At 62.2% G+C, this 11,109-nt stretch carries 6 protein-coding genes; 1 reads left to right on the top strand and 5 read right to left on the bottom strand.

What is annotated here, in order from left to right; translation table 11 throughout:
* Positions 1-4 precede the first annotated feature (4 nt).
* Complete coding sequence (lpdA, locus tag HZ993_RS12530; RefSeq protein ID WP_209393085.1) at positions 5-1,408, top strand: dihydrolipoyl dehydrogenase; 1,404 nt, start codon at positions 5-7, stop codon at positions 1,406-1,408.
* Positions 1,409-1,488: 80 nt separating this feature from the next.
* Here lpdA and HZ993_RS12525 read toward each other — a convergent pair whose 3' ends face one another.
* The 5 genes from HZ993_RS12525 to HZ993_RS12505 form a co-directional block, all read right to left on the bottom strand.
* Positions 1,489-4,308 (bottom strand): ATP-binding protein, encoded by a 2,820-nt coding sequence (locus HZ993_RS12525; RefSeq protein ID WP_209393084.1) that lies wholly within the window; start codon positions 4,306-4,308, stop codon positions 1,489-1,491.
* 193 nt (positions 4,309-4,501) lie between these two features.
* Positions 4,502-5,641 (bottom strand): YbdK family carboxylate-amine ligase, encoded by a 1,140-nt coding sequence (locus HZ993_RS12520; protein WP_209393083.1) that lies wholly within the window; start codon positions 5,639-5,641, stop codon positions 4,502-4,504.
* A complete protein-coding gene (locus HZ993_RS12515; RefSeq protein WP_209393082.1) occupies positions 5,638-6,879 on the bottom strand; it encodes a cation:proton antiporter in 1,242 nt (413 codons plus the stop codon). The genes HZ993_RS12520 and HZ993_RS12515 overlap by 4 nt, the downstream gene beginning before the upstream one ends.
* Before the next feature lie 98 nt (positions 6,880-6,977).
* Positions 6,978-9,776, bottom strand: a complete 2,799-nt coding sequence (locus HZ993_RS12510) for a bifunctional diguanylate cyclase/phosphodiesterase (RefSeq protein ID WP_209393081.1) — start codon at positions 9,774-9,776, stop codon at positions 6,978-6,980.
* A 176-nt stretch (positions 9,777-9,952) separates the two neighbouring features.
* Positions 9,953-11,092: an FAD-dependent oxidoreductase gene (locus HZ993_RS12505; RefSeq protein ID WP_209393080.1), complete on the bottom strand. Its 1,140-nt coding sequence runs from the start codon at positions 11,090-11,092 to the stop codon at positions 9,953-9,955.
* Positions 11,093-11,109 lie beyond the last annotated feature (17 nt).

Here is an 11,109-nt window from a genome sequence, read left to right as displayed (position 1 = left end):
GAAGATGGACATACAACACACAACACTCTTAGTCATAGGCGGTGGCCCCGGCGGCTACATCACGGCGATACGCGCCGCACAACTGGGCATTGCCACCACGCTGATTGAGGGTGACCAGCTCGGCGGCACCTGCCTGAATGTGGGCTGCATCCCGTCCAAGGCCATGATCCACGCGGCCGAGGCCTTCCACCAGGCTCGCACCTTCATGGGCGACAGCACACTGGGCATCCATGTGGACGGCGCGCGCATCGACATTCCGCAGACCGTGCGCTGGAAGGACGGCATTGTCGCAAGGCTCACCGGTGGCGTGGGCGCCTTGCTGAAGAAACATGGCGTCAAGGTCGTCAAAGGTTGGGCCACCATCGTGGACGGCAAGACCGTCGATGTAGCCAAGGATCAGGCGGACACCAAGCCCGTGCGCATCCAGGGCGAGCACATCGTGTTGGCCACGGGTTCGGTCGAGCTGGGCCTGCCTGGCATGCCCTTTGGTGGGCGCGTCATCTCGTCTACGCAGGCGCTGTCACCCGACAGCATTCCCAAGAAACTGGTCGTCGTCGGTGGCGGCTATATCGGCCTGGAGCTGGGCCTGGTCTACCGCAAGTTGGGCAGCGACGTGACCGTGGTGGAGGCGCAAGACCGCATCCTGCCGCTGTACGACGAAGAGCTGACGAAACCGGTGGCGACTTCGCTGCGCAAGCTGGGCGTGCAGGTGCAGCTGGGCAGCAAGGTACAGGGCCTGAATGCTGCCGGTGATGCCGTGCGCGTGTTGGATGCTGCGGGCCGCGAGCGCGAACTCGCCGCCGACCAGGTGCTGGTGGCCATTGGCCGTGTGCCGCACACCCATGGTTGGGGGCTGGAGAAGCTGATGTTGGCTATGAATGGCCGCGCCATCAAGGTCGACGACCAGTGCCGCACCTCGATGCGCAATGTCTGGGCGATTGGCGACTTGACCGGCGAGCCCATGCTGGCCCACCGCGCCATGGCGCAGGGTGAAATGGTCGCCGAGATCATCTCGGGCCATCGCCGCCACTTCGCCCCGGCGGCCATCGCCGCCGTTTGTTTCACCGACCCCGAGGTCGTCGTGGCGGGGCAGACGCCGCTGGAGGCCGCCAAGGCCGGGCTGGACTGCATCACAGCCCAGTTCCCGTTCGCGGCCAACGGCCGCGCGATGACGCTGGAATCCACCGACGGGTTTGTGCGCGTCGTCGCCCGGCGCGACAACCACCGCATCGTCGGCTGGCAGGCGGTCGGCGCGGGGGTGTCGGAGCTGAGCACAGCCTTCTCGCATTCGCTGGAGATGGGTGCGACGCTGGAAGACGTGGCCGGCACCATCCACGCGCACCCGACGCTGGGCGAGGCCGTGCAAGAGGCGGCCCTGCGGGCGCTGGGGCACGCGCTGCATATCTAGCGGTGTAGCGGCTGTGATCAGGGCAGTTGGCTTGCCAGCTGCCCTGATGTTGCCCATACGGGAGTTTTGATGCCGCGGTGTTAGGCGGTCGTTCGCACTGCGAACTTCTCCGGCAACGAGATCACCGTTTCAAAAGGCCGGAAGTCGGCGTCGCTGTTGTCGTCCAGGAAATGCAGTGAAATGGTGCCGCCCTCGCGCTCGATGAACCCCTTGACTGCGTCCATGCCCACGCCGCGGCCGGACACTTCGGTCACTGCGGATGCTGTGGAAAAGCCGGAGGCAAAGATCAACTGGGCGACTTCGTCTGGGCTGACCACGCTGTCGGCGGCCAGCAGGCCAGACTCTATCGCCTTGCGCCGAATGAAGGCTAACGCCAATCCTTTACCGTCGTCGCGCAAGCGCAACCACAGGCGACCGTCCCCAAGTGACATATCAATGGCAATTACTCCCGCTGCCGCCTTACCCTTGGCTTGGCGCTCAGCCGGCAGCTCGATTCCGTGGTCCAGCGAGTTGCGCAGCAGGTGCATAAACGCGTTCTTCAGCAAATCGGCAATCTGGCTGCGCAGCACGATATGCCCATCGTTCACCTGGACCACGGGTGTCTCTTTGCCGAGCTCTTTGGCCAGGGACGGCAGCGAATCGGTCACGCCGGCCAGTATGTCGCTGAGCTTCTCCGTTCCAATTTGGCGCAAGGTAGCGAGAACACGCCGGACCAGTGACTCCTGGTTCTGTGCCTCGGGCTTGGACGGTGCGGCCTCCAGCGCTGAAATGAGGGACTCGATCTGGTCTTTCTGCACCATGAGAAATTTTTCCACCCCGCCGCGCCGGCCAGGTCCCTTTCGGCCCAGCTTGATATCGTTAATGTGGGAATACTCGGCAATGAGATGCGCCGTCTGCTTGAGTTGCGCCAGCAGCAGCGCCTGATCCCATGGTTGCTCAGGGTCCTTGCGCAGGTTGTCGTAGGTTTGCTCGGTCTCGTGGACGGTGTTCGTGAGTTGCAGCAGGCCGTAGGTGCGGGCATTGCCCTTGATGGTGTGCATGTTGCGAAACAGCAGTGCAACGGCTTCCTGATCCTTCTGCGGGGTGTGTTCAATGATCTTGCGGTTCTCATCGATAAACTGCACCGCGCCGTCGATGAACTGGTGGAATTTTTCCTGGTTGACGGCCAGTATTTCTCCGATCATGTTGAGCTCGATGCGCTGCTGGTCGGCTTCTGCTGCCAGCCCTTTGAGTTCACTGACGTCGCGCACACACAGCATCAGGCGTTCACACACATCGTCGTCGTTGCAGATGGGGGACCAGCTCAGCTCCAATGACTTGACCTTGCCGTTTGGCAGGGTCTTGTCCATTTCAGTGACCATCAGATGGGTGTTGAAGTCGAAGTTCATGCGGTCTTCACCGATGCAGGCACCAAAGGCCGCCTCCACCTGTGACAACACATCGGCCCCGAGATTGGTGTGGGCAAACACCACGTCCATGACGCCCTTGCCGGCAATGTCTTGGGTCTCGAATATTTGCTCCAGGTAGGCTGAATACTCGGGGTGAATCAGCCCACCGTCTGCCACCGTCAAAATGCCCTGCGGCATGTTTTGCAGCATGGTCTGGATGTCGTTGGTTTTCTGCCGCAGTTGCAGGGTCCGCTCGGCCACCAGATGTTCCAGGTTGTCGTTGATCGACTTAAGGTCGTTCGCCAAGACTTTGTTCTCCACAAAGGTATTGGCAAAGATCGTGATAGCGACATTCAGCATGGAAATTTCAAAGATCAACACGCCAAAGAACAGCATGGACATCGAGTTGATCAGTCCAAAGCTCAGCAGCATGTCGTGCACACCGGCCGCATAGAAGCCCAGCATGCCCCCGAACAACACCCGGGAGCCCGGATTTTTGAGCAAGGCGCCCCTAAACGAAAAATACAACGCCATGGTCCCAAGGATCAGGCTCGTGAGGAAATACACCGATCTGGCCTTCTGAAACAGGTCGATGTTGAAGTGCAATATTTGCGCCGCAATGACCAGCCCCGCCAACGCGTAAATCGTGCCTAACACCCAGTTGGTTTTGGGTTTGAATTTGTAGAAATACTGGGCGAAGATGTAGGCAAAGAAAAAGGCAAACAAGCCTGTGTAATGCAGCAACAGCATGGGCTCTGGCGGCAACACCTTCATCATGATGTCGCTGGGCGCTACAAAGAACGGGAAAACCGAAATGCTCCCCAGTGCCGCAATCAAATACAGGCGATAGTTCGTTTTACGGTAGACCAGCAGGAAGAACAGACCAAAGAAGAAGACGGCAAAAGCCGCCAGGATGCGCGATTCGCCATTCTGGAACTGGTACCAGGCCAGCGAGTAGTCGTGCATGTCGTACTGGTGCAGCTCAAACGGCAACTGGTAAATGCCGGTCATCAAAAGCGTATCCACGCGGATGGCGATGACGTGCTGGGCTTGGGTCACCTTAAAACGAATCGGAATCGGCTGCGTGGCGTAATACCGCTCCACGTTGATGTCGCCGGGGCGGCGGTAGATCTCTTCGCCGTTGTTGTACACATTGACCCGCCCCATATAGGCGTTGACCAGGATGACCACCTCCTTGCCCACCAGTTCAGGGGCGAACTGGAACACCCCGCGGTACCAACCGACCCGGAAATTGGTGTGGTCAGGGTAGGCACCTTTCCAGGGGCCCGGCGTCTTGATAATGGGCCAGGTGCTGGTGTCCAGGTCCACGGCCTTGTTCTGGGGGTTGTCGTCACGGGTGAACAACCATTTGCCGCTGAGCTTGATGGGTGCGTCCAGGTTCTTGACCACAATCTGGCAGGAATCACAGCCTGGGCGGGCTTGCTGCGCAACGGCTGCGGGCGCGACGGCCAGAAAACCGATCAGAACAAGAAGCAGGTACAACTGGCGCATCGGGTCGTCCTCATAGGGGTTTTTATTGCGGGCTGCACAGCATTGCACTGCAGTGTTGCCTCAGAGAGTTCAACGCCAGTATGAACGGGCTATGTTGGTAGCAAGCTGCGTAAAAACCCTTGACCATTCGGCCTGGCTAAGCAAGCAACGCCGGCCTTGATTTGGCGTTCGGGTCGCTGCAGCGGTGGTGCGTCTATCGACTACCGTGAAACCGTGAATGCCCGGCCCAGCGTTGGCACTGCTGGCGCACCACCTCGGGCAGCAGGCGTTCATGCTGTGCCACACCACGAATCCATGTCGCGTCGTTGCCTTGGTCTGCCAGCTCGCCCTGCAAGTAGACCAGGGCCGCTTCGGCATGCAGCGCCTGGGCGTGGGGCGCCAGCGCGGCCAGTGTGGTGGCAATATCGTCGCGCAGCGTGCGGTGTTCACCGGTCTTGGGGTCCACAAAGGTGCCGTCCAGGCCAAAGCGGCAGGCCTGGAAACGGTTGAAGGTGTAGGGCAGGTAGTCGTCCTCGGCGGGCTCGAACGGCTGCTCCAGGCTGATCCAGCGGGCCAGGCATTGCACCAGGCCGGCCATGGCCGCGGCCTTCTCAATGGTTAGCGGTGTGTCCAACACCCGCACTTCAATGGTCCCGTATTCCGGTTTGGGTCGTATGTCCCAGTAGAAGTCTTTCATGCTCTTGACGACGCCGGTGCGTGCCATCTTGTCGAAGAAGACATTGAAGTCGTCCCAGTTCAGCACAAAGGGTGCGCGACCCGACAGTGGAAACGCAAACACCGAGTTCAACCGCGCCGAATGGAAGCCGGTGTCCGTGCCCTGCACAAAGGGCGACGAGGCCGACAGCGCGATCAGGTGGGGGATAAAGCGGGACAGGCCATGCAGCAGCACCAGGGCCTGGTCCGGCCCCGGGCAGCCAATGTGCACATGCTGGCCAAAGATGGTGAACTGTTTGGACAGGTAGCCATACAACTCGGCCACCTGGTGGAAGCGCGGTGTGTCGTAGATGCGGCGTTCACTCCACTGCTGAAAGGGGTGGGTGCCACCGCCACTGAGGCCCAGGTTCAGCTGTGCGGCGCACTGCACCAGCGCGTCGCGGATCTCCGTCAACTGCGACAACACCTCGGCGTGGCTGGTACACACGCCGGTGCACAGCTCAATCATGCTGTCGGTGATCTCGGGGGTGACCAGACCGGGCAGCTTGCGTTTGCCCACCAGGCGCAGCAGGTCGCTGGATCCGGGGCTGAGGTCAAAGTCGTGCAGGTTGACGATTTGCAATTCCAGCTCCACACCCATGCTCAGTGCACGCGATTCGGCGAAGTTACCCAGGCTCATGGCTGTGCTCCTTTTTTGCGTGCGGCGCTGTGCGGCAGTTCACCCGATACCCGCAAGGCCCACTGCACAACGATGGGCCCCAGCAGCTCCATGATGGCAATGGCGCTGAACACAATGGGCGCCACCTGCATCGCAAATATCGGATGGCTGAGCTGCAGCTCGGCCAGCAGTACCAGTGCGGTGCCAGAGATCGGTGTCAGCGCCAGGGTTAATGCCAGCGACTGGCGCAGGCTGATGCCGCTCCAGCGTGCACCGGCCGTCACCACCAGGCCTTTGGCCACGGTGCGTACCAACAGCAAGACCACAGCGACGGCACCCCCGGCCACCAGGGATTGCACTGACCACGAGGCCCCCACAATCACAAACAGCATCAACACCAGCACACCACCGGCCGTGCCAAAGTGGCGGGACCAGACCCAGGGCCGGTCGGAGGTGTTGCGCAACATCACACCCGCCAGCAGGGGCACCAGCAGCGTGGACAGCTTGAACATGCGCGCCGTGGTCAGCGCCAGCATGATCAGGCCCAGCAGCAACAACACGGAGTTTTCATCGCGCAGGTCCAAGCGGCGTGCGATCCAGGACACCAGGCCACACAACAATGCTGCCACCAGGAAAGAGCCGCCAAAGGTGTACAGGGGCTGGGTGATGGCCAGCGTCCAGTCGCCCACCCGGTCCAAGTGCAGCCAAGCCAGGATAAGTTTGTGCAGCAGCACCGCAAAAAGGGTGTTGAGCGCCGTCATGATGACCATGCGCTCCGTCACTTGGCCGGCAGAGTGCAGCTCGCTGGCCACACGGCCAATCACCGCGGCCGAGGTGGCCATGGTCAGCGTGGCGCAGGTCAGTGCCACATTCAGACTCAGTCCCATCCAGCGCAGCGATACAAACACGGCCAGGAAACTGAACAAGGCTTCGGCCAGGCTGGTGCATAGCAGGGCCGGGTTGGCACGCAACCAGCGCAGGCTGACGCGGCTGCCCAGCTCAAACAGCAGCAGGCCCAGGGCCAGGTCCACGATGACCCGCACCACACCGCCCAGGTAATACGCACCAGCGCCATATCCCGTTACCGCAATGGCCATGCCCACGGCGCTGTAGCCCACAATGCGCGGCAGGCCCGCCTTGCGAAACACCAGCTCGCCCAGGCTGCCGCCAGCCACCAGCACCAGGGCCGACCAAAACACCACGCCCGGTTGCAGGGGCCAGGGTGTGATTTGCAGGTAGGCGACGAGGTCGTCGATCATGGGCAGGCCTCCAGACGCTGTGGGTTGATGTCTGGTTGACCATATCAGCGCACAAGCGGCCGTCCTGTGCGCCAGTGCACAGACCGGGCGGCCACCCCTCAGGCAGGTTCAAACAACAGCGTGTACTGCGCCGCCCATCCCTTGACCTGTGCCAGCGGCATGGGTTTGCAGATGCCATAACCCTGGCCCAGCTCGCAGCCCAGCGACAAGAGTTTGCCCGCCTGCTCGGGCGTTTCCACACCTTCTGCAATCACCGACCGGGTGAAGGCCTGCGACAGACCCACAATGGCGCTGACCAGCGTGCGGTCATCGGCGTTGCTCAGTAAACCGTCTACAAAGCTGCGGTCGATCTTGATGGTTTCGGCCGGCAACTGCTTCAGGTAAGACAGCGAAGAAAAGCCGGTGCCAAAGTCATCCAACGCAAACTGCAGACCCAGCGCCTGGCAAGCCTGCATGACCTCCCGCATATGGGCCACATCCTGCAGCGCGGCAGACTCCAGAATTTCCAGCTCCAGCAGATGGGATGGCACACGGGGATACTGCGCCAGCAGCTGGCGCATGCTCTCCACAAAGTCTGGTGTATGGAAGTGCCGCGCTGCAATGTTGACGCTGACCACCCAGTCGTGCCCCTGCTGCACCCATTCGTCGAGCTGGGCCATGGCTTTGTGTAACGCCCAATGGCCGGCTTCCACGATCAGGTCCGTCTGTTCAATCAGGGGCAGGAATTCGCCAGGGCTGACGATGCCCCGTTCCGGGTGCTCCCAGCGCATCAGCGCCTCGTAGCCCAGGATGCGCCCACTGCGCATGTTCACCTTGGGTTGGTAAAAGAGCCGCATCTCACCCGAGCGCAGGCCATAGGTGATGCGGGTGATCTGCGAATGCTGCGTCTGGATGTTGAGGTCGTTCTGCGCGTCGAACTGGTGTATCCGGTTGCGCCCGGTTTGTTTGGCCTGGCACATGGCCTGGTCCGCATGGCGCATCAGCGTGTCGGGGTTGGCGTTGTCCAGCGGGAAGATCGACACACCCACGCTGGCGGTGAGGGTGATCTGCTGGTCACCTATGGCATAGGGTTGCGCAATGCGCTGCAGCAGCTGTTGCGCCTGCGCATGGATGCTGGCCACGTCTGCGTGGCCGGGCAGGAGCACCACAAATTCATCGCCCCCCAAGCGGGCGATGTTGGCCGGGTCGGGTGCGATGTCCATCAGGCGTTGGCCCACCTCTTTGAGCAGCAGGTCGCCCGTGGTGTTGCCATATTGCTCGTTGATGGCCTGGAAGTGGTCCAGGTCCAGCAGGCACACGGCCAGCAGCCCATCGTCCTGGCGCGCCTGGAAGATGGCGTGTGTCAGCCGTTCGGCCAGCGCGGTGCGGTTGTTGAGCCCGGTCAGGGCGTCGTGGGTTGCCTGCCAGGAAATCTGCTGCTGCAGATCCCGCGTTTCGCTGATGTCGCGGAACACCAGCACACAGCCCACATGCGGGCCATTGCCCCGGCGGATCGGGGCCGCGGTGAACTCAATGGGGTAACGCTCGCCCGAACGGTGCACCAGAATCTGGTTGACCGCGTGCAGGCGTTTGGTGGTGGCATGTAATGCGTGCAACGCCGTGCCATAGGGCAGGGCCTGGGAGGTGCTGTCCAGGTTGAACACCGCTGTCAGGCTGCGGCCCACCGCGTGGGCGCTAGTATGCCCGGTCAGAAACTGGGCGACTTCATTGATGGACTCGATGAACCCCGCCATGTCGGTGGTGATGACCCCATCACCAATGGATGACAGCGTGACCTCTGCACGCTCTTTTTCGGCCACCAGTTCGTCCTGTGCGAGTTTGCGTTCGGTGATGTCGACCAGCGCGCTGATGGTGCCGCCCTCTGCGCCATCGGTGGTCGAAAACGCGGCCTTGAAGTACGACATCTCACGCACATCAAATGCGCCAGACCGTATCAACACCTCGTTGCTTTCACGTGGCACGGTGCGCCGTTCTTTGCTGGCGCGCGCAGGTTCTATAGGGACAAAATCGCTGCGCATGGGGCTGCCCACCACGGTGGCGGCCGGTGTGTCAAACAGCCGCTCCCAGGCTTTGTTCACGCTCAGGCAGGTGCCGTCGCTGGTGCGCACAAACACTGGCAGGGGCAGGGCATCTACCAGTTGGCGGGTGAAGTGCAGCTGTTCTTCCTGCTGCTTCTGGGTTTTTTCCAGCGACTTCACCAGGCGTTGGATTTCACTCGCCATCAGGTTGAAGGTGCGCGCGGAGGCCCGCGCCTCCAGCGTGCCCGTCTCGGCCATGCGTGTCTGGAGCTGGCCCGCGCGGAATTGGCTGGTGGCGCTGTCCAGGCGCTGGAGCATGCGGGCGTTGGAGCGCACCAGCAGGGTCAGCAAGAAGAGGATGGTAAAAATATTGAGCGCCGAAATGGGCAGCTGCGAGCCCACGGTGTTCCAGACCCGCTCTTGGGCATGGTCCGCCCCCAGTTGCACAGACAGAGTGGCCAGCAGTCCGTCGACGGATGGGACAGGCCAGTTGGTCTCCAACTGCTCCAGCCCAGACAGTCGCTGAAACCAGCCGGGCACGTGTGAACCCTGGCCTGGCGCCAGGCTGGCCGCCGTGGTGGCGTCGCCATGTTGCCAGCGCAAGGACAGGATGTCGGGGTTCAGGCGAGCCTCTGCATCCAGCAGCGCCTTCACCGATGCGGCTTCCCCGGACGCACTTTGGGCGAGTAGCCGCGGGACCAGGTAATGCTGCATGTGCTGCAGCCTGTCCTGCCGTTGCAGCTGCACTTCTTTGACTTCTGCCTTGATCAGCAGGTCATACCGCACCACGGAGACCACCAGAATGATGGCAATGATGGGCAGGTACAACCGCGGGTAGGTGCCGCGGGCAAGCCAGGTCGTGAAGGAGATTTTTTGCATGGCGGGTGATGGGGTGTTGCACCAAGGCGGCTTTTGGCCGCTCGGTTGCAATATTACGTGCGAGCCTAGCGATGTTCTCGCCAGGCTTTTGTCGCAGGTATTACACCATCTGCCGGGGCGCTTCTCACGTTGCGCCACGCTTTTGGAGCGCTAGCCCCACTGTGCCTTGTTCACCGCTAAGCGAACAGCGCCGCCAGTCGCTCCACCGCAGCCACCGACAGCGCGCGGTCCACGCGGGTGTCGTCGTTGCCAAAGTCGTGCACACCCTGTGCCTGCACCAGCAGGCTGTCACGCCGCGACAGCATGAAAAGGTTGTGGCCCCGGTACATGATGGCGTAGTCCACCTCGGCCTGTGGTACCAGGCGGGCGATTTGCCCCCGCACCGGGATGATGCTGTGGTCGCCGAGCAGCGCCCGCGCGCCGTAACCGGTGCAGTTAACGATAGTGCGCTCGCGCAGGTCGGAAAACTGGCGGGGGTGCTCAAACGTGCGCTGCACAAACTCGCCGCCCGCGCGCAAAAAGTCATTCACCAGCAGCCGCTGGTAGGCCGCGATGTTGAAGTTCATCTGGGTGAAGCGGCGCACGTGGGGCACTTTAAACGGGTGTTCACCCGGCCTCAGCGGCACGGACCGGGGACGCATGTCGGCCAGGCGTTCCTGCAAATCCGGGTAGTCCGGCTCGCCGTCGTCGTCGCCTTCCAGCGGCTGGTCAAAGGGTGTGTCCGACAAGACATATCCGTCGCGCCATTCCACCGGGTTGTCGGCCAGGCCCAGCAGGCTTTGGTAGGTGCGGAAGGAATGGCGGGCCATGGTCTCCCAGCGCTGGCTGAAGGCCGGTGTGGCGTGCTCTTCGGTGCAAATGCGTGAGTCGGGCGACCAGGTGCCGGTGGCAAAGGTGGACGCCACCTCGGGCGGGCGCTCCTTGCAGTAGATGCGCACCCGCAGGCCGTGTTGCTGCGCCACCCGGGCCGTGGTCAGGCCAATGGCACCGCAGCCAATGACGGCAATCTGGCGCGCACCGGTGGCCTGGATCAGTGGCAAGGCCAGTTGTGCCGACCCCCAGGAGAGCGACCAGCCGCTGCCCCCGTGGCCATAGTGGTGGACGATGGTTTTGCCATACCGCCGTTCGGACTCGATGCGCGGCCCCTGTGCCCGAAACGGCCGCAGGCACACGGTCATGTCGATCAGGCGGTCTGCGCTGGCGCGCACGGGGGCCAGCGTGCGGGGCGCCGCAAAGCTGTTTTGCTGGGCGTGGTGGATGGAGGGCAAGGTGACGAGCGCAGCGGCGCCCGCCCCCAACAATTGGCGGCGTTGCATGGGGATGCTCCTGGGGG

This window comes from Rhodoferax sp. AJA081-3 (genome assembly GCF_017798165.1).
Lineage (GTDB): Bacteria > Pseudomonadota > Gammaproteobacteria > Burkholderiales > Burkholderiaceae_C > Allorhodoferax.
Note: the sequence above shows the minus strand (reverse complement) of the source record. Positions and strands in the feature narration are given on the sequence as shown.

Excerpts from the sequence above, each read along its gene's own strand:
- lpdA (WP_209393085.1), top strand. The coding sequence starts at position 5 with ATGGACATACAACACACAACACTCTTAGTCATAGGCGGTGGCCCCGGC.
- HZ993_RS12505 (WP_209393080.1), bottom strand. The coding sequence starts at position 11,092 with ATGCAACGCCGCCAATTGTTGGGGGCGGGCGCCGCTGCGCTCGTCACC.
- HZ993_RS12525 (WP_209393084.1), bottom strand. The coding sequence starts at position 4,308 with ATGCGCCAGTTGTACCTGCTTCTTGTTCTGATCGGTTTTCTGGCCGTC.
- HZ993_RS12515 (WP_209393082.1), bottom strand. The coding sequence starts at position 6,879 with ATGATCGACGACCTCGTCGCCTACCTGCAAATCACACCCTGGCCCCTG.
- HZ993_RS12510 (WP_209393081.1), bottom strand. The coding sequence starts at position 9,776 with ATGCAAAAAATCTCCTTCACGACCTGGCTTGCCCGCGGCACCTACCCG.
- HZ993_RS12520 (WP_209393083.1), bottom strand. The coding sequence starts at position 5,641 with ATGAGCCTGGGTAACTTCGCCGAATCGCGTGCACTGAGCATGGGTGTG.